The organism is Oscillibacter sp., from assembly GCF_032060045.1.
In the GTDB taxonomy this organism is placed as follows: Bacteria; Bacillota; Clostridia; order Oscillospirales; family Oscillospiraceae; genus Oscillibacter.
In genome coordinates this window covers 45,437-64,544 of the sequence record NZ_DAMBZJ010000018.1, presented here as the reverse complement: position 1 = coordinate 64,544, position 19,108 = coordinate 45,437, and the positions used below count along the sequence as shown (strand labels likewise).

Below are 19,108 nucleotides of genomic sequence, written 5' to 3'. Positions count from 1 at the left end.
GCCAAAACGCCCGATATTTCCTGCTGGTCGGAGGGGACCACCTCCGCCTGATCGTTGTCAATCAGCTTGTTGTCCGCCAGAGCCGTGCGGTAGTTCACCTCGCATTCCGCCAACGTGGACCCCGTGGCCACAATCTGATACTGCTGGACGTTGACCATGGCATACATCTTTACCAGACCGTCCGCACCCTTCAGCGCCATGAAATAGGTGGGCTGCTCGGCAATGTTCAACAGCAGGGGGAAGGTGGCCTGATAGTTCATCTGCTGGACCTTACTCTGTGCAGAGCCTTGAGCGGAATACTCCGTGGCCCCCGCGATGGAGTAGAAATGGGTCTCCTTGGTCCTTTGATTGCACAGTAAAAAGCCGATAATAGACTCATCGGAGGTGACGGAGGTAACGCCGGTGTACATATACACGTCGTCTCCGATGGCAATATAGTTATAGCCGTCGGTGGTCTGAGTCACGTTGCGCTGTCCAAACATGGAGTTGAGGAAGCCATTATGATAGCTGCCGTAATAGTCGTACTGCTGCATCACCAGTTCACTGTTGTATACCCGGTCCACCCATGTGGGGACATTTTCGTAATACGTGCTTTCGCCGGTGATAGCGTTGGTGAGTACCGCGCCACGGATATCCACGCCGCCAAACAGGCCGATGGTTTTCACGATGCGGGCGCTGACCCAATAGGGAACGCCTTCCTCGTCAATTTCAAACACCGGCGTGTCAAACATCATGGTGGGGAACTGAAACCGCAGATGCCGGTTTAGATTGCGACCAAAGTGTTCTGCCACGGTGTATTTCATACCTTCGGGAAGGCGGATTACATCGGCGTCCTGCGTCACCATGTCAATGATCAGATACGCCGGCAGGCCCTCGGCCCGGTTCGTAAACCATTTGATCAGATCGCCGTAAGCCAGAGAGGTAACACGGACAGGGCGGCCCCGGTAGTTAATTTGGGTGTAGGTGCTGAGGATCTCGAACTGGGAAACCATGTCCGCCAACTCGCCCAGCTTCCGGTTGCCCAGCAGCACGGCGGAGTTCGCGTCCAGCATGGGAATCTGGTCATAGGAAATCTCGTCCACATCCTGCGCGAAATCTCCCGTCTCAATGGGAAGCAGCTCGCTGTAACTCTTGGCGCGAATGACCACCCAGCCTGCAAGCGAGCCCAACGCCGTTACAATAATCATTGCCAGCGCCAGAGAAAAGGGAATCGTGCACTGCTTTTTTACAAAATGGAAGTAGCCCTTCGCCCCGTCGCCCTGAAAACCGGAGGTGAGAATCGCGCAGCCGCAGTATACTGCGCACAGCAGAAATAGAAACACATAAAATTGCTGACTTTGGAAATTCAGCGCAGGCAGGTTTACATAGAAGTAAGCCAAGCCCACAGCAAGGGTCACCAGGAGATTGAGCAGCACGCGGGTAAACCGGTTGCCCACGGACTTGCGGGGCTTGCGCTCTTTTTTGGGCCGGGGAGTGAATGGCGGAGGAGGTACATTGTTTGCGCCGCCCTGAGGCCCGCCAAAGCCCCCAAAACCGCTGGGATCAGAGCCGTTTCCGGGTGTGGAATTGAAGTGAAAAGGCATATTTAGTTAGCCCTCCTTGTAATTTCTGCCTATTATACAGTTATTTGTATTATATGCCAAATTTGTAAATAAATCAACTCGTTCCATTTTTCAGCAAGAATTTTATGGGAGTTGTAGAAATTGCACAAAATTCTTCCTGGAATTTTTTCCCTCCATATTTCTTCTGCTTGAATTGTGACTTGTCTTTTCCTCCATATCCCTATATAATGATTCTATTCAATTCTCGAAGCAATCGTTTACTGACTTTCCCTGCCGCAGGGCAATTCTAAGACGGAGGAAAAACACATGGCAAAAAAATATGTCTACAAATTTTCCGAGGGAAATAAGGAAATGCGCGAGCTGCTGGGCGGCAAGGGCGCAAACCTGGCTGAGATGACTCTGGCCGGGATGCCCGTCCCTCAGGGCTTCACCATCACAACCGAGGCCTGCACACAGTATTATACCGACGGCCGCCAGATTAACGCCGACATTCAGGCTGAGATCGAAGAGAATATGGTTTGGCTGGAAGCGGAAAACAGCAAGAAGTTCGGTGACCCCAGCGATCCGCTGCTGGTTTCCGTCCGCTCCGGCGCACGGGCTTCCATGCCTGGCATGATGGACACCATCCTGAACCTGGGCCTGAACGACGTGGCCGTGGAGGGATTTGCCAAGAAGACCGGCAATCCCCGCTTTGCCTATGACTCTTATCGCCGGTTTATCCAGATGTTCTCCGACGTGGTGATGGAGCTGAGCAAGAAGCGCTTTGAGGAAATTATCGACGAGATGAAGGCCAAGAAGGGCGTGGAAAACGATCTTGATTTGGACGCGGAGGATATGAAGGCACTGACTGTCAAATTCAAGGAGTTTTACAAGAAGGAAAAGGGCGAGGACTTCCCTCAGGACCCCAAGGTCCAGTTGATGGAGTCCGTAAAGGCCGTGTTCCGTTCCTGGGACAATCCCCGGGCCAACTTCTATCGCCGGATGAACGAGATTCCCTATGACTGGGGTACCGCCGTCAACGTCCAGTCCATGGTTTTCGGTAATACCGGCAATAACTCCGGCACCGGCGTGGCGTTCACCCGCAACCCCGCCACCGGCGAAAAAGCCCTGTTTGGTGAGTATCTCATCAATGCTCAGGGTGAGGATGTGGTGGCTGGTGTGCGCACGCCCTCTCCCATCAGCATGCTGAAGGAAGAGATGCCCGAGGTTTACGAAGAGTTTGCCCAAATTGCCAACAAGCTGGAAGCTCATTACTGCGATATGCAGGATATGGAGTTCACCATTCAGGACCGCAAGCTCTATATGCTTCAGACTCGCAACGGCAAGCGCACCGCTGCCGCCGCCCTGAAGGTGGCTGTGGATCTGGTGGACGAGGGCATGATTTCCGAGAAAGAAGCTGTTTTGCGCGTGGACCCCAAGCAGTTGGACGCGCTGCTGCACCCCCAGTTTGACCCTGCGGCGCTGAAAAAAGCGGCGGTCATCGGCAAGGGGCTGGCCGCCTCTCCGGGTGCTGCCTACGGCCGCGTGGTTTTCACCGCCGAGGACGCCAAGGAATGGTCCGATCAGGGTGAAAAGGTGATTTTGGTCCGGCTGGAGACTTCTCCTGAGGATATCGAGGGCATGCAGGTTGCGCAGGGCATTCTCACCGTCCGTGGCGGCATGACCTCGCACGCTGCCGTGGTGGCCCGTGGCATGGGCACCTGCTGCGTGTCCGGCTGCGGAGAAATTGCCGTGAGCTATGAGAAAAAGCAGTTTGTGTTGGGCGGAAAGACCTATACGGAGGGAACCTGGATTTCTCTGGACGGTTCCACCGGCAATATCTACGGCGAGGCCGTGGGTACCATTCCTGCCGACCCCAACTCCGGCTATTTCGGCCGTTTGATGGGCTGGGCGGACGAATACCGCCAGATAGGCGTCTATACCAACGCAGACACGCCCAGAGACGCCGCCCAGGGCCGCGGCTTTGGCGCCGAGGGTATCGGCCTTTGCCGCACGGAGCACATGTTCTTCGAGGGCGCGCGCATTAAGGCGATGCGGGAGATGATCGTGGCGGAGACGGAGGAGGAGCGCCGCAAGGCCCTCGACAAGCTCCTGCCCTTTCAGCAGAGCGACTTTGAGGGTATCTACGAAGCAATGGAGGGCTGCCCCGTTATCATCCGCTTCCTGGATCCGCCTCTGCACGAGTTCCTGCCCACCAAGGAATCCGACATTCAGGAGATTGCCGGCGAGTTGAACATCACCGTGGAGAAGCTGAAAAGCGTCATTGAGAGCCTCCACGAGTTCAACCCCATGATGGGACATCGCGGCTGCCGTCTGGCTGTTTCCTATCCGGAAATTGCCGAGATGCAGACCACTGCGGTGATTAATGCCGCCATTGCCGTCACCAAGAAGGGCATGTACAGCATCACTCCCAACATTATGATTCCCTTGATCGGCGAGGTGAAGGAGCTGAAGTACGTCCGCGAAATCGTGGTGTCCGTGGCCGACAGGCTCATCAAGGAGTCCGGCGTCGACATGAAGTATGAAGTTGGCACCATGATTGAGATTCCCCGTGCCGCTCTCACCGCCGACGAGGTTGCCAAGGAAGCCGACTTCTTCTCCTTCGGCACCAACGATCTCACCCAAATGACTTTCGGCTTCAGCCGTGACGACGCGGGCAAGTTCCTGAACGCGTATTACGAGAAGAAGATTTACGAGTCCGATCCTTTTGCCCATCTGGATCAGACCGGCGTGGGCAAGCTGGTGGAAATGGCTGTGAAACTGGGCCGTCAGACCCGCTCTGATCTTCACCTGGGCATCTGTGGCGAGCACGGCGGCGACCCCACCTCCGTGGAGTTCTGCCACAAGGTGGGTCTGGACTATGTGTCCTGCTCTCCCTTCCGTGTGCCTATTGCTCGCCTTGCGGCGGCGCAGGCGGCCATTAAGAATCCCAGAAAGTAAGCGTTTTCTGTCTTGAAGACGTTGTAAAAGCAGAAAAACACCCCTTGATTTCGATTGAAATCAAGGGGTGTTTTTTTATAGCTTCACAATATCAAAAAGAATTGAGCTTAGTATTTGCTCATGCCTGCGGACAGCACCGCCCGGGATTCCGAAACCGCCTCGACGGACTCCGCGCCAGTCTCCGGTTCTTTAGAGGAAGAGGGCTGCAAGGCGCTGTCATAATCCTCTAGCTTAAATTTTGCGATTTCACGCTGCAAAGCCTGCGCCTGTGCGGCCAACTCCTCGCTGGAGGCCGAACTTTCCTCAGCGGTTGCCGCATTTGTCTGAACAACGGTAGAAACCTGCGTCAGCCCCTCGCTGACCTGCTCGATAGAAGCCGCCTGCTCAGAGGAAGCGCGTTCAATTTCCTGCATCGCCTGTATGACCATGTCGGCTTTTCCTGTGACGTCGGACAGACGCGCAAGGGTGTCCGTCGCCAGCCGCTCTCCCTCTGCAACCGTGGACACGGACTTTTCAATCAGCTCGGCGGTTTGCTGCGCGGCTTCGGCGGATTTGGCCGCGAGGTTTCTAACCTCGTCGGCGACAACGGCGAAGCCCTTGCCGGCGCTTCCTGCACGGGCGGCCTCGACAGCCGCGTTCAGGGAAAGAATATTTGTCTGGAATGCGATATCCTCCACCAGCTTCGTAATCTTTGAGATCTGCTGAGAGGAGTCGCCGATGTCGTTCATGACGTTGTTGAGCTGCTGCATATAGTTGTTGCTGACCGCCGCACTTTCACCGACCAGACTTACGTACTCAGAGGCTTTTTTCACGCTGAGCGCATTGCTCTCGGCCAACTGAGAGACGCTGGTGATGGAGGAATTCAGCTCTTCCACGGTTGCTGCCTGTTCGGTGGTTCCCGCTGCCAAAGCCTGTGCCCCACTGGAAACCTGTCCTGCGCCGACGTCAACCTGATTTGAAGCCTCGTTAATGGCGGAAAGCACCTTGTTGAGTGAAAAAGCGGTTGCTGTAAGACTCTGCTTGAGCGGCGCAAAATCACCTTCGTAGTCCAGATCAACTCGTATTCTCATATCACCGTTTGCAAAAAGTGCAAGCTTGGACCCGATGTCCTGTATATAGGACAGAGTTTTTTCATTCGCTCTCCGGATGCTGTCGGCCATGTGGCCAAGCTCGTCCTTGCTCTTATAAGTGAGCTGCGCGCGAAGATTGCCTTGTTCAATCTCTTTGTATACGCCCTCAATTTCCTTGATGGGCCTTGTAATCGATCTGGTAATCATAACGGTGATAGTGATGCAGAAAAACAATGAAAATAGTGCCGATCCCACAAGAAAAGCCAACGAAAGCGTTCTTTCCCGAGCGGCCTGTGTGTTAAGCTCGCTCATGCGCGTGCTGATGGTGTCTGCAACTTCGTTCACAAGATCTCCAACTTGTGAGGCATTGGGAATATACTCATCAATCAATAGTTCTTGTCCCTGCTTCAACAAATCGGCATTGCCGCGCTCTGCATAAGAAAGCAATACCTGCCGATAGGTTGCGTCTTTTTCCATAATTTCATCAAGACTTTTTAAGGTTTCCTCACTCGCGCCGGAAACCGCCCTGAAACTCGCCAGCACCGCGTCAAGCGAGGCTTGCTCAGATTCAATCTGGTCCACATATTTCTGGCGCTGGGAAGCGTCATCAGTCAGGAATACCAGCGCCATATATCGTTGCAGAGAGACGCTGTACCTGCGCAGAGTCCAAACATTGACGGTGTTCGGAAGAGCGTCGTCCTGATATCGGTTAATCTGCGAATATAATATATTCAAACTAAATAGGGAAATAACGGTTGAAATAATCATCAGAGCAAAAATGGTTCCAAACCCAATGGTCATTTTTCTTGAAATTTTTAAATTTCTCATAATATGTCCTCCCACAACCAAAATCGTTAGAATGTTTGCGCCAATATAGCCAATCTCTTTTTGCATGCTGTGCCAGAGGGGATTTGTCAGCGCGCCTCCGAGCAAAGAAAAGCGCGCATTTCGACAACATATAAACAGCCGAAATGTGCGTGTAACTTGTCTTTATAAAAAGCCGGCGTGTCTGGGAATATATTCAGGAGCAGAATAGCAGACTGTAAGAAGACCCAAAAAAGTTACAACCATTATTTAATCATTCTAAAAACAAAACAAGATGTATCATATTCCTTTGGAGACTAATTGTCAATACACTTGGATCAGAGGGTTTCACAAAAAAACGAGCACAGGCAATGCTAAAAATTGCGGTTTTGGCATATAACGCGATAAATAAATAATACAACCAATTGTTGACCTAAAAGGAAATGCAAATCTATTCAATTTTTTGGGCTCCGTGCTAGTTTTAAAGGCGTTTCACTCCGTTTAGTGGGGCGTGGTATTTACAGGCTGGTGATTTATTTCAAGCAGGCAGTCCTATTTTCAAAAAATAAGCAGGGCCTCCCCAAAGGGAGGCCCTGCGGGTATGTTTAGGAGATGTGGCCGCGGAGCTTAACGCGGTTCTCCGCCCTGATAGGTGATTTCCACGCTCTTTGTGTTGGTGAGATACACCAGGGAAGGGTAACCCACATCAAACTCCAGTACGTCACCTACCTGAATGGAATCTTTTACAGCCTCCACATCCAAAATGGTGTGGTCGGAAGAAGCGCCTAGAATCTCCACGCCAGGAAGACGGGGCCGGATATCGGAAAAATCGCCGTAATCCACCCGGCCAAGCGCAACCAGCGCCCGTCGCCGGATGCCCCGGTCCTCGTAGTTAGCAAGTTTGCCAAAGGCGTCCACCGTCAGCTCTCCTACAGGAAAGCTGGGCTTGTCCCGGCATTCCACCACCTCTGCCTTGAGCGTGAATACGTCCTTGTGGGTAAAGTCCGGGCTGCATCCGTAAATCTGCCCAGTGAGGACAATTTCCCCCAGACGGAGCAGGTTCATGCGGCATGGCATAGTTCCGTTCAAAACCATGTACATGGAGGTGGACGCACCACCGCTGACATACTCCAAGGGGCGGCCAATGGCTTTTTCAACGTCCGCTGCCAAAGAAACCAGTCCCTGCATGTTTCTTGTGTTGGGTTTTACCGAGCCATAGCAGCTCAGGTTGACACCCACACCGATTAAGTGGAGGTTTTTAAGGCTGGTCTCAATTTCCAAAGCCGCGTCCACCACTTCCTCCGCATCCCAAAAACCCTCGCGCAAATCACCAAGGTCAATCATCAAAAGAACTTGATGAATTTTACCCTGCCGCTTTGCAGCGGCGTTCATAGCACGAAGGACGGTGAGGTCGCTTTGCAGGCTGGCGTCACTTAGGGCCACCGCATCCTCCACCTCGGAGAGCATAGGAACGCGAATCAGCATCAGCGGTGCCTCAATCCCGGCGGCGCGCATGGAGCGGAGCTGATCGATGCGGGAGGTGGCCACAAATCGCACGCCGCTGCGGGCAAACATCCGCGCCACCTCCGGAAGCGCCGTTGCACCCTTGACAACACCGGCGACTTCCACACAGGAATCCTGGCAGCGCTCGATGAGCGCTGCCAGATTCTCCTGCAATTTATCCAAATCAATCTCCAACAGGGGATAGCGAGCTTGGTTTGCAGACATATGTTTGCTTCCTGCCTTCAAATTATTTGGCCACGGGCATCGCGCTCTTCTTTTTTGCAAGGCGCACGCCGTCCGCATCGGCGACGGTCAGGCCCATAAAGGCCATCGCAATCACGACGATGGGCATCAGCCAGTTAAACACAGCGTAAGGTGCATACTGGGCGGTGGAAATGCCCAGCGTGCTGACAATAAACACGCCGCAGGTGTTCCAGGGGATCAACGCAGAGGTAACTGTGCCTGCGCCCTCTAAGGCATTGGACAGAGTCTTGGGATGCAGGCCCATCTTGCGGTATTCCTCGGCGTACATCCGACCGGGAACGACAATGGAGATGTACTGCTCGGGCATGGTAGCGTTGGAAATCACGCAGGTGGCCTCGGTAAGAGTGACCAGCGTAGCGGGAGTTTTGGCAAGCGCCTTCAGTTTGTTGACAATGACCTCTAGCTGGTGGGTGTACTCCATAATGCCGCCGAACATCATAGCGATGATGGTCATGGAGACGGAGAACATCATTTTCATAAGGCCACCGGTGGAAAGCAGATTGTCAATGGACTCCACACCGGTATTGCACTCGTAGCCGCCCATGCCGCAGGAGAAAAGCGTGCCCAGCGTGCAGTCCGGCTGGAGAATAAGGCCACATAGCGCACCGGAGAGAATTCCCAGAGTGATGCCCGGAATGGCTGGGATCTTGCAGGCAACCGCCACAATAACAATGACGGGGGGCAGCAGCAGAATCGGATTGACGTTAAACAAACCGCTTAGCGCGTTGGAGAGGACCTCCACCTGGCTCAGGTCCGCCTCGCCGCCGTGATACTGAGTGAAGCCAAAAATACCATATACCACCAGACACACGGCATAAACCAACGAAGTGGGAAGAATCATAAATTTGACGTGGGTCATCACGTCGGTGCCGGCCATGGCGGGAGCCAGGTTTGTGGTGTCGGACAGGGGAGACATCTTATCGCCGAAGTATGCGCCGGAGATGACCGCACCAGCCGTCATGCCCGGGTTCATGCCAAGACCCATTCCAATGCCCATCAGAGCGACGCCCATGGTGCCCATGGTGCCCCACGAGGTGCCGGTGGCCAGAGAAGTGACAGAGCAAATCAGCAGCGCTGCAATAAAGAAGATGCTGGGCTTGAGAACCTTCAGACCGTAGTAGATCATGGAGGGGACGACACCCGCATCAATCCACACGCCAATCAAAATGCCGATAATCGTGAGAATAATGATGGACTGCAGCGCTTTGTAAATGCCGTCCATCATGGACTTTTCGATGTCCTCCCACTTGTAGCCGAGATACAAAGCCATCAGGGCGGCGCCAATCACGCCGATAAACATGGGTACGTGGGGATCTACTCCGTAGACAATGATGCCAATTGCCAGCATAGCCACGAGGAACAGCATGGTCAGCAGGGCCTCCCACAGTCTCGGCATTCTGGGCTCTTTTGCCTTGTTTTCTCCACTCATCGTTTTACCAACCTTTCTTCACTGTTCATGTCGATTTCCTTTGATCGCCATTGTATTCGTTCAGAGGTATGCTTTTACGGTAATTTGGTGAGTTCTTCTCTTCGATGAAATAACCGACATCTCGCAGTTATGCCGCCCGTTTCTCTCCGAAAACCACTCATGCAGGGGGTTCGGGCGCTAACAGACCGGAGCGTTCCGCTTCCCTCGCGTGGCCAAATCCGCTTGCGGAGAAGAAGAACGGTAGGGAAGGACTTTACCAGCCCAGTTTGGTCATGGCATCATCCACGGCCTTAATAACGAGGTCAATCTCCTCTTTGCTTACAATCAGAGGAGGCACAAAACGGAGCACGTTTCCGTTGGTGTTGTTAATCAACACCTTGCTGTCCTTGAAGCACAGGTCCACCACCGGCTGGCCGGAGGGCTGAGTCAGCTCGATGCCGTCAATCAGGCCAAGGCCCCGAATTTCCTTCACGGCGGAGGGATGCTTGGCAGCGATCACGTCCCGCATCTGCTGGCGGAAATATTCGCCCACCTTGGCACAGTGGTCAATCACACCCTCGTTGAGCATCACATCCAGCGTGGTGGCAGCCAGTGCGCAGGCCAGAGGGCCTCCGGCAAAGGTGGAACCATGGGTGCCGGGGGTGAGAGTCTGGGCAGCCTCGCCACGGGCGCAGACCGCGCCGATGGGAACGCCAGAGCCCAGCGCCTTGGCCATGGAGCAGGTATCGGGCTCCACGCCGAAGTTCTGATAGGCGAACAGCTTGCCGGTGCGGCCGGAGCCAACCTGCACCTCGTCGAACATCAGAAGGATCCCCTTCTCGTCGCATAGGTCCCGCAGGCCCTGCAAAAACTCCTGGGAAGCGGGACGAACGCCGCCCTCGCCCTGCACAGGCTCGGTGAGGATGCCGCAGACGTACTCATCCATCAGGGCCTTCACAGAGTCCAGATTGTTAAACTCGGCATAGCGGAAGCCGGTGGGCAGGGGCTCGAAAAAGCGATGGACGGCATACTGGCCGGTGGCGGTGGCGGTAGCCAGCGTGCGGCCGTGGAAGGAGTTCTTCATGGTGATGACTGCGAAGCGCTCGGGGTGTCCGTGGTCCTTGGCAAACTTTCGGGCAAGCTTGATCTGACCCTCGTTGGACTCTGCGCCGGAGTTGGCGAACAAAACCTTGTCAAAGCAGCTGTTTTCAACAATCAGCTTCGCGGTCTGCACGGCGGGCTCATTGTAAAAATAGTTGGAGCAGTGCAGAATCGTCTCCGCCCGCTCCCGCAGGCACTTTGCAATGGCGGGATGGCAGTGGCCCAGACCGTTGACGGCAATGCCGCCTACAAAATCCAGATACTTGTTGCCGTCCTTGTCAAAGACATAGACGCCCTCGCCCCGCTCCATGGAGATGGGCATACGGACATGGTTGCCGTACAGATACTTGTCACCGGCCTCGATGACCTCCGCATTGGTCTTGTAAAGCTCAATCATGGTGGTTCCCTCCTTGTAGTTATCTGAAAAATTGTTTTGCTTATTGAATACCCACGCTGGGCCGCTCTGTCCCCACGGTGGTGCCGATTCCCTCGTTGGTAAAAGCCTCGTACAGGATACTGTGGGGTTTGCGCCCGTCAATAATATGCACGCTGCCAACACCCTCTTCGATAGCCTGCACGCAGCAGTCCACCTTGGGAATCATACCGCCCGCGATGGTCCCCCGATCCTTGAGCATCTGAACGTCTTCCGTGTTGAGATAGCTGATGACGTCCCGCAGCTTGATGTCATTGCAAAGGCCCTCGATATCCGTCAGAAGCACCAGCTTTTCTGCACCCAGTGCGCTGGCAAGCTTGCCTGCGGCGGTGTCGCCGTTGATATTGTAGGTGTGGCCCTGCCCGTCGGTTCCCACGGGGGCGACCACAGGGATAAAGCCCGCGTCCAGCATGGCGAGAATGGAGGTGGGGTCCACAGAATCAATGTCGCCCACAAACCCCAGCTCCTCGCTGCGCCGATGGCAGTGATAGATGTCTCCGCTGACGCCGGACAGGCCCACGGCCTTGCCGCCAAGCTTATTAATAAAGCCCACCAGCTCGGTGTTTACCTGTCCAACCAGCACCATTTCCACCACGCGCATAATGTCCTCTGAGGTGTAGCGCAGGCCGCCAATAAACTCCACAGGAATGTTCAGTGTCTCCAGCATCTTGTTGATGCCGGGGCCTCCGCCGTGACTCAGAACGGGTTTTAGTCCCAAAAGCTTCAACATCACCACGTCGTGCAGCACGGCGTCCTTCAGATCTTCGTTGATCATGGCGTTGCCACCGTATTTGATAACGACGATTTTACCGGCATATTTTTGCAGGTAAGGCATCGCCTCCATCAAGGTGTCCACCTTGCTTGCGATGTTGGTCATATGTATCCTCCTTAAGTGCGATAGTCACCGTTGATCTTCACATAGTCATAAGTCAGATCGCAGCCCCAGGCCTTGGCCTGCCCGTCGCCCTGATAGAAGCGGACAATGATGGTGATGTCGTGTTCGGTGAGGATTTCCTTTGCCTTTTCCTCACTAAAATCAGTGCCGAACCCGTCTTTCATCACCCGCACTTCGCCAGCCGCGCTCTTAATAATGCAGTCTGCCCGTGTGGGGTCCACGTCCGCGCCGGAATAGCCCGCGGCGGCCATAATGCGGCCCCAGTTGGCGTCCCGTCCAAAAACGGCGGCCTTAAACAGCATGGAACCGGCGATAGACTTCGCCACCAGCCGCGCGTCGTGCTCGGTGGGCAGGCCATAAGACTCCACCTCGATGAGGTGGGTGGCGCCCTCTCCGTCGGAGGCGATGCGCCGGGCGATGTCGATACAGATGTACTCAATCAGGTCCGCTAGAGCCGCCTTATCCTCTTCCGTTTTGATTTCCACGCCGGATGCTCCGTTGGCCAGCAGGAAAATGGAGTCGTTGGTGGAAGTGTCGCCGTCCACCGTGCACATATTGAAGCTCTTGTCCACCGCGGCGGAAAGCATCTTCTGCAAATCTGCGGAGTCGGCCTTGGCATCGGTGGTGACATAGGCCAGCATGGTAGCCATGTTGGGGTGAATCATACCAGAGCCCTTTGCCATGGCGCCGATGCGGATGGTTCCGCTGGAGAGAGTGAGTTCATAGGCGGATTCCTTGCGCACAGTGTCGGTGGTCATGATGGCCCAGGCGGCCTCGGTCCCCTTATCGGCAGACAAGCTGGGCACCACGCGGCGCACCCCGTCCAGCACCTTATCCACGGGCAGGCGCTGCCCGATGACGCCGGTGGAACAGACAAACACCTCGTCTTCCCCAAGACCCAGAAGCTTTTCCGTCTCTGTCTCCACCAACTTTGCATCCCGGATGCCCTGCTCGCCGGTGGCGGCATTAGCATTGCCGCTGTTGATAACGATGGCGCGGGCCTTTCCTTTTTTAAGAATCTCCCGGCCCAGAATCACCGGGGCGGCGCAGAACTTGTTGGTGGTGAAGCAGGCCGCGCAGGCGCAGGGCTGCTCAGAATACAAAACGGCCACGTCGGGCTTTTCCTTTTTGCGGCTTTTAATTCCCGCGTAAACAGCTCCGGCCATAAAGCCCTTGGGAGCGGTGACTCCACCCTGAATCACTTGATATGCCATATGCATGACTCCTCTCTGAATGTGATGGGAAGCGAACCTGAAAATTACGGGTACATAGGCGGGACCAGAAGGCCGGTGGTTTCCGGCAGGCCCATGATGAGGTTCATGTTCTGAATGGCCTGGCCCGCGGCGCCCTTACCAATGTTGTCGATCACGGAGCTGACAATCAGGCGGTGCGTCCGCGCGTCGTACACAGGGGTCATGGCACACAGGTTTGTGCCGTAGACCCACTTGGTCTGCACGGGCTGGCTGGCAGGGAAGACCATAACGAAAGGTTCGTCTTTGTAAAACTCGGAATACATCTCGTAAAGCTCGTCGTTGGTATAGTCTCGGTCCAGCGTGGCATAAATGGTGACCTCGATGCCGCGAACCTGGGGCAGGAGATGGGGCTGGAAGTTGATGTACTGCCAGGTTTCTGGCTTCATGGTGTCCCGTCCGGTGATGTAGGCGATGTTCTGCTCAATCTCGGGAGTGTGGCGGTGGGACGCGGCGAGACTGTATGCACAGAAGTTATTTTCCGCCTCAGTGAGCAGCTTGTTCAGCCCCGGGCGGCGACCCGCGCCGGTGTAACCGCTCTTGGCGTCGATCACAATGGTGTTTTCCACGATGTGGCCTGCCTTCAGCATGGGCTGAAGACCCAGAGTGGAGGCGGTGGGATAGCAGCCGGGGTTTGCAATCAGGTTCTTTCCCCGGGCCAGATCCCGCATGACCTCGGGAATGCAGTAAACGGCCTCCCGCGTCATTTCGGGATCGGGGTGCTCGGCGCTGTACCACTTGTTCCAGACCTCAGCATCCCGAAAGCGGATATCCGCGCCGATGTCGATAAGCTTCTTGCCTTCGTCCAAAACAATTCTGGCAAACGGAACCACCTCACCAGAGGGGACAACAATAAACACAACGTCGCTCTCCTGAGCGGTAAGGCGCACATTTCCCTCCGTCAGCTCCATGATGTCCTTGTCGTAAAAGCCGCGCAGAGCAGGGTGAGACTCCTGAATTTTGCTGCCCACCCCAAAAGTATCCAGAACGTTGACAAGCTCTGCCTCTGGGTGATTAACCATCATCCGGAGCAGCTCCCCACAGACATATCCTGTGGCGCCGATGAACGAATAGCGAACCATGATACTTCCTCCTTTTATCTTGCCAAAGCCAAAATGCGGTTTTGTTTAGGAAATTAGCACAGCTAACCGTTGAAATTCCCTAGTACCTATTGTATAGTTTAATGAAGAAATAAGAAAGTGAATTATTTTTTTGCATAACATTCTATTTTGGAATGTATAAGGGAGTTGAAAATTTTTCATGAGTATTCGGAAATACATCGCGTATCTACGGACCATTGAGACCGGCAGCATCACGCAGGCGGCAAACGATTTGGGCTATACTCAGTCCGCCGTGAGCAAAATGATTGCGGATTTGGAGGATCTGTGGCAGGTGACGCTGCTGACCCGGAACCGCTCCGGCATAGAAATTACCTCGGAGGGGCGGAGTCTTTTGCCGAAGCTTCAGGAAATCGTCAGAAATTATAAGGATTTAAATTTTGCAGTTTCCGAGATCCATGGAGTTCAATGCGGGCTTTTGCGAGTGGGCTGCTTTACAAGCCTGTCCACCAGCGTGCTTCCGTCCGTTTTGCACCTGTTTCATGAAAAATATCCTAATATTCAGATTCAGCTTTTCACAGGCGAATACAGCAACGTTTCAGAGTGGCTGCGCCGGGGCATGATCGATTGCGGTTTTCTGGCCATGCCCGCCGCCGGGGAATTTGAGGCGACCTATCTCTTTCAGGATTCTTTGGTGGCAGTGCTTCCTCAGGGGCATCCCATGGTCAACGAGCCTTGCTTTCCCGTCAGCCGCCTGCCGGAGGAAAGCTTTGTAAACCTTAAGGAGGTACAGGACTATGAAATCACCCGCTTTTTGGACCATCTTAGGGCATCCCCCAAAACCATCTATGAGGTGACCAGCGACTTTGCCCTGCTGTCCATGGTGGAGTGTGGCTTGGGCATGAGCATTGTGCACGATTTAATTCTGCGGCCCAACCGCTATCATATCGTCCGCCTGCCTATGGATATCACCCAGTTTCGGGAGGTAGGCATCGCCCTCAAGCGCGATGTCACGCCCTCGGCGGTTACATCGCTGTTTTTGGAGCATGTCGTGTTCTGTATGAAAAAGTCATCCTTTCTCGAGGGAATGAATTAAAGAGAGAAAGTGGCGGAATGCGGGAAGACCCGCTTCCCGCCATTTTTAAACAAATTCCGCCCCAAAATAGGAATTTAGCCGTTAGTGGGAATGTAACGTCCAATAACACCGGCCACATTGCTGATGGGCATAGTTTGCAAATAGACACGGCCCGGACCGGTGACCACCGTGTTAAACAGCCCTTCGCCACCGAAAAGAATGTTTTTCATGCCGGGAACGTTTTGAATATCCATAGAGCAGGTGGCTTCCATGGCGGCAAGATAGCCCGTGTCAATCACCATAGACTCGCCTGCTGCCAAATCATATTCCACGATATGGCCGTCAAACTCGGCAAAGACAATGCCCCGGCCTGACAGCTTCTGCATAATAAAGCCCTCGCCGCCGAACAGGCCCGCGCCCACCTTTTTGCGGAAAAACACAGACAGCTCCACGCTCTCTTCACTTGCCAAAAAGCCGCTCTTTTGCAAAACCATCTCTCGGCCCGGCGCGATTTCAAACACCCGGATATCGCCGGGAAAGCTGGAGGCAAAGGCAATCATTCCGGGACCGCCTTTGGAGGTATAGCGATTTTGAAACATACCCTCTCCTGCGAACATCCGGCCCAGTGCCTTGCCCATTCCGCCGTTGGAAGTGGTTTCCATCTGCATATTAGGGGTCATCCAGCTCATGCTGCCACGCTCGGTAATCATGCTTTCACCTGCGTTGAGCTGGCAGATGACCACCGGTAGGGTCTGTCCTTCGATTTTGTACTCCATGTGTTGCTCTCCTTACCATTTATTTGCGGGAATTCTCTCTGTGCGGTGCGCCCCAGCGGAACACACCGCAGGCGGTAATTGGATAGCTGTAAAACACCTTAGGGGTCGAAGTTTTATTTACAGTTCGTATTATCCGCTTTTTTGCTGCTCCCGTCAATATATTTTGCAAAAATATTCAATAATTCATGTATAATATTTCTGCACAATACCTCAGTGATTTTTGTAACATATATCAAAAATGCTCAATAACAGGACAATGTGCGAGATTCTGTGCCTGGGTGCGAGGCGTTTTCTGAAAACAATCTAATTATTTATCCTTGCATATTGAATTTTATTGCACATCTATGAATTTCCAAAAGCTTCTCCCAACTTCTCCGGACAAAGCGCTTGATTAAGAAGAACTTCATTCGTCCCCGTCCAGCTTGAGAACGGCCAGAAATGCCTCCGTGGGGACTTGAACGGTGCCCAGAGAGCGCATTTTCTTTTTGCCCTCCTTCTGCTTTTCCAGCAGCTTTTTCTTCCGGGTGATGTCGCCGCCATAGCACTTGGCCAGCACGTCCTTGCGCATGGCCTTCACCGTCTCCCGCGCGATGACCCGACCGCCGATGGCGGCCTGAATGGGAATTTCAAAAAGCTGGCGGGGAATGTTGTCCTTCAACTTTTCACATAGCCGCCGTGCCCGGGAATAGGCTTTGTCCCGGTGGGCGATGAAAGACAAAGCGTCCACATGGTCACCGTTAAGCAGAAGATCCACCTTTACAAGGTCGCTGGATCGATAGCCCGAAAGCTCATAGTCCAGCGAGGCATAGCCCTTGGTGTTTGCCTTGAGAGTGTCAAAAAAGTCGTAGATAATCTCGTTGAGAGGCATCTGATAATGCAGTTCCACCAGATTTGTGTCCAGATACTGCATATCCTTAAACTCTCCCCGCCGGTTCTGGCACATAGGCATGATGTTGCCCACATACTCGTTGGGGCTGATGATGGACACTTTTACATAAGGCTCCTGCGCCTCCAAAATGGCGGCGGGGTCGGGGTAGTTGTGTGGGTTGTCCACGGTGAGCTCGGTCCCGTCGGATTTTGTTACGTGATAAATAACGGAGGGGAGGGTAGTCACCAAGTTCAAATCGAACTCCCGCTCCAACCGTTCTTGAATCACCTCCATGTGCAGCATCCCCAAAAAGCCGCACCGGAAGCCAAAGCCCAGCGCCGCAGAGGACTCCGGTTCAAAAGAGAGAGACGCGTCGTTCAGCTTAAGCTTGTCAAGGGCGTCTCGCAAGTCGGGATATTCGGACCCATCTTCGGTGTAAATGCCGCAGTAAACCATGGCCTGCACGGGTCGATAACCGGGGAGTGGTTCTGCCGCCGGGCGCTCCGCACCCGTCACCGTGTCGCCCACGCGGGTGTCTTTCACGTTTTTAATGCTGGCGGTGAAATAGCCCACTTCACCGGCTTCCAGCGTGTTGCAGGGCTCCAGCCCCAGGGGTAGCAGATGGCCGCACTCCACGATTCCGTATATCGCGCCGGAGGCCATCATTTTCACCTGCATCCCCGGGCGCAGGGTTCCATCCATCACGCGCAGATAGACCACCACGCCGCGGTATGCGTCGTACTGGCTGTCAAAAATCAGGGCCTTCAGCGGCGCGGCGCGGTCCCCCTTGGGGGCGGGGACATTTTTCACCACGTCCTCCAGCACCGCTTCGATGTTTATGCCCATTTTGGCTGAAATCTCCGGCGCGTCCATGGCGGGCAGGCCGATGATGTCCTCAACCTCATGCTTGGCCTTTTTAGGGTCGGCGGCGGGCAGGTCTATTTTGTTGAACACCGGAAGAATTTCCAAATTGTGCTCCATGGCAAGATAGGTATTGGCAAGGGTCTGCGCTTCCACTCCCTGCGTGGAATCCACCACCAGAACGGCCCCCTCGCAGGCGGCAAGGGAGCGGGAAACCTCGTAGTTGAAGTCCACATGGCCCGGAGTGTCGATGAGGTTCAGCTCGTAAATCTCGCCGTCGCTGGCCTTGTAGTTTAGCTTCACGGCCCGGGCTTTGATGGTGATGCCCCGCTCCCGCTCCAAATCCATATTGTCCAGCAGCTGGCTGGACATTTCACGGGCGGAGACGGCCTCGCATTTTTCAAGCAGCCGGTCAGCCAACGTGGATTTACCGTGGTCGATGTGGGCGATGATGGAAAAGTTGCGGATATGAGACTGGTCGGTCATATATGGAAAGCCTCCTTGGCGCCTGCCCCAAAGGGGTGCGGCGCAATTTACGCGAAGATTTTTTCGTAGTCGTAGTTTACCACAAAGGTGTGGAGCGCGTCCAGCCTCTCATGGTAATTCTCCTCCGTCAGGCGGTATTCGTCTCCAGGCATGGCCTGAGACATGGCATAGGTCACCCGGCCTGCCACATGGATATGGTCCGCGTAGTTTTCTAAATCGCAGATGGTGTCCGTATCGGTCAAAAAGCACTGAAGTTCCGCGTTTTCATAGGGCAGCAGCGTTTCCGCCGTGCGGCGCAGAAGGGAAAACACCGCTTCAGTCTCCCCAAGACGCTGCATTTTGTCCCAATAGAGGATGCTGTACGGCGAAAGGAAAAAGATAAACTCTGTGTCTGGATGGGCTTCCAGCCAACTTTTCACCACCGCCAGGTTTTCATCGCAGTTCTGCAAAAATGTGTCCGAGGGAAGAGGTGTATCCACAATTTCTGGCCGCTCATAGCTGCCAAGGGCCAGCTCCCGGCTGAAATACATGGTTCCGTCCCATAGGAATGCGTCCTGTAAGGGGCGCGTCTGCCCCCGTGCCCGTTCTCCCACCGCGTAGACGGCGCGGAGCAGCACATCCTTGCTGAAAAGATAGTCCGTGTCGTTCCATGGCTTGTCGTCATAGAGATAGGCGGGAAGCTGATCCGGCGCGTCCGACGCAGGACGGGCCAGAATATTGGGGTCTAATCCGAAAATCACCCGCTTTACATCCT

The 19,108-nt window shown here is 54.3% G+C and carries 13 protein-coding genes; 2 read left to right on the top strand and 11 right to left on the bottom strand.

Going from position 1 to position 19,108, the window contains the following annotated elements:
* Positions 1 to 1,583, bottom strand: a 1,583-nt coding sequence (locus RT018_RS09075; RefSeq protein WP_312941210.1) for a CvpA family protein, incomplete at its 3' end; no start/stop codon positions are given.
* A 285-nt stretch (positions 1,584 to 1,868) separates the two neighbouring features.
* Between RT018_RS09075 and ppdK the strand changes: the two genes are divergently transcribed.
* The gene (gene ppdK / locus RT018_RS09070; protein ID WP_312941208.1) at positions 1,869 to 4,502 is read left to right on the top strand and encodes a pyruvate, phosphate dikinase; all 2,634 of its coding nucleotides are present in this window, start codon (positions 1,869 to 1,871) and stop codon (positions 4,500 to 4,502) included.
* Between the two features lie 107 nt (positions 4,503 to 4,609).
* Here ppdK and RT018_RS09065 read toward each other — a convergent pair whose 3' ends face one another.
* The 7 genes from RT018_RS09065 to argC form a co-directional block, all read right to left on the bottom strand.
* Positions 4,610 to 6,400: a methyl-accepting chemotaxis protein gene (locus RT018_RS09065; protein WP_312941206.1), complete on the bottom strand. Its 1,791-nt coding sequence runs from the start codon at positions 6,398 to 6,400 to the stop codon at positions 4,610 to 4,612.
* Positions 6,401 to 7,003: 603 nt separating this feature from the next.
* Positions 7,004 to 8,104, bottom strand: coding sequence for an alanine racemase (locus RT018_RS09060; RefSeq protein ID WP_312941204.1), 1,101 nt, complete (start codon positions 8,102 to 8,104; stop codon positions 7,004 to 7,006).
* Positions 8,105 to 8,126: 22 nt separating this feature from the next.
* Complete coding sequence (nhaC, locus tag RT018_RS09055) at positions 8,127 to 9,539, bottom strand: Na+/H+ antiporter NhaC (RefSeq protein WP_312941202.1); 1,413 nt, start codon at positions 9,537 to 9,539, stop codon at positions 8,127 to 8,129.
* Positions 9,540 to 9,825: 286 nt separating this feature from the next.
* The gene (locus tag RT018_RS09050) at positions 9,826 to 11,049 is read right to left on the bottom strand and encodes an aspartate aminotransferase family protein (protein ID WP_312941201.1); all 1,224 of its coding nucleotides are present in this window, start codon (positions 11,047 to 11,049) and stop codon (positions 9,826 to 9,828) included.
* Between the two features lie 40 nt (positions 11,050 to 11,089).
* Entirely contained in the window at positions 11,090 to 11,962 is an 873-nt protein-coding gene (gene argB / locus RT018_RS09045; RefSeq protein WP_312941200.1) for an acetylglutamate kinase, read from the bottom strand.
* A gap of 11 nt (positions 11,963 to 11,973) precedes the next feature.
* Entirely contained in the window at positions 11,974 to 13,194 is a 1,221-nt protein-coding gene (gene argJ / locus RT018_RS09040; protein WP_312941198.1) for a bifunctional glutamate N-acetyltransferase/amino-acid acetyltransferase ArgJ, read from the bottom strand.
* Positions 13,195 to 13,238: 44 nt separating this feature from the next.
* Positions 13,239 to 14,312 carry an N-acetyl-gamma-glutamyl-phosphate reductase gene (gene argC, locus RT018_RS09035; RefSeq protein ID WP_312941196.1) on the bottom strand — a complete coding sequence of 358 codons (1,074 nt, stop codon included), beginning with the start codon at positions 14,310 to 14,312 and terminating at the stop codon, positions 13,239 to 13,241.
* Between the two features lie 178 nt (positions 14,313 to 14,490).
* On the opposite strand from argC, the gene RT018_RS09030 reads away from it, so the two are divergent.
* On the top strand, positions 14,491 to 15,384 hold the full coding sequence (locus tag RT018_RS09030; protein WP_312941194.1) for a LysR family transcriptional regulator: 894 nt from the start codon (positions 14,491 to 14,493) through the stop codon (positions 15,382 to 15,384).
* Between the two features lie 74 nt (positions 15,385 to 15,458).
* Here RT018_RS09030 and RT018_RS09025 read toward each other — a convergent pair whose 3' ends face one another.
* The 3 genes from RT018_RS09025 to RT018_RS09015 all read right to left on the bottom strand — a co-directional run.
* Complete coding sequence (locus RT018_RS09025; RefSeq protein WP_312941191.1) at positions 15,459 to 16,139, bottom strand: TIGR00266 family protein; 681 nt, start codon at positions 16,137 to 16,139, stop codon at positions 15,459 to 15,461.
* A gap of 403 nt (positions 16,140 to 16,542) precedes the next feature.
* Positions 16,543 to 18,354 carry a translation elongation factor 4 gene (gene lepA / locus RT018_RS09020; RefSeq protein ID WP_312941190.1) on the bottom strand — a complete coding sequence of 604 codons (1,812 nt, stop codon included), beginning with the start codon at positions 18,352 to 18,354 and terminating at the stop codon, positions 16,543 to 16,545.
* Between the two features lie 47 nt (positions 18,355 to 18,401).
* Positions 18,402 to 19,108 (bottom strand): hypothetical protein (locus RT018_RS09015; RefSeq protein ID WP_312941189.1); only part of this gene is annotated, 707 nt, incomplete at its 5' end.

Coding starts and splice junctions, on each gene's coding strand:
- RT018_RS09050 (WP_312941201.1), bottom strand. CDS start 11,049: ATGATTGAGCTTTACAAGACCAATGCGGAGGTCATCGAGGCCGGTGAC.
- RT018_RS09025 (WP_312941191.1), bottom strand. CDS start 16,139: ATGGAGTACAAAATCGAAGGACAGACCCTACCGGTGGTCATCTGCCAG.
- argJ (WP_312941198.1), bottom strand. CDS start 13,194: ATGGCATATCAAGTGATTCAGGGTGGAGTCACCGCTCCCAAGGGCTTT.
- argB (WP_312941200.1), bottom strand. CDS start 11,962: ATGACCAACATCGCAAGCAAGGTGGACACCTTGATGGAGGCGATGCCT.
- RT018_RS09030 (WP_312941194.1), top strand. CDS start 14,491: ATGAGTATTCGGAAATACATCGCGTATCTACGGACCATTGAGACCGGC.
- ppdK (WP_312941208.1), top strand. CDS start 1,869: ATGGCAAAAAAATATGTCTACAAATTTTCCGAGGGAAATAAGGAAATG.
- RT018_RS09060 (WP_312941204.1), bottom strand. CDS start 8,104: ATGTCTGCAAACCAAGCTCGCTATCCCCTGTTGGAGATTGATTTGGAT.
- RT018_RS09065 (WP_312941206.1), bottom strand. CDS start 6,400: ATGAGAAATTTAAAAATTTCAAGAAAAATGACCATTGGGTTTGGAACC.
- lepA (WP_312941190.1), bottom strand. CDS start 18,354: ATGACCGACCAGTCTCATATCCGCAACTTTTCCATCATCGCCCACATC.
- nhaC (WP_312941202.1), bottom strand. CDS start 9,539: ATGCCGAGACTGTGGGAGGCCCTGCTGACCATGCTGTTCCTCGTGGCT.
- argC (WP_312941196.1), bottom strand. CDS start 14,312: ATGGTTCGCTATTCGTTCATCGGCGCCACAGGATATGTCTGTGGGGAG.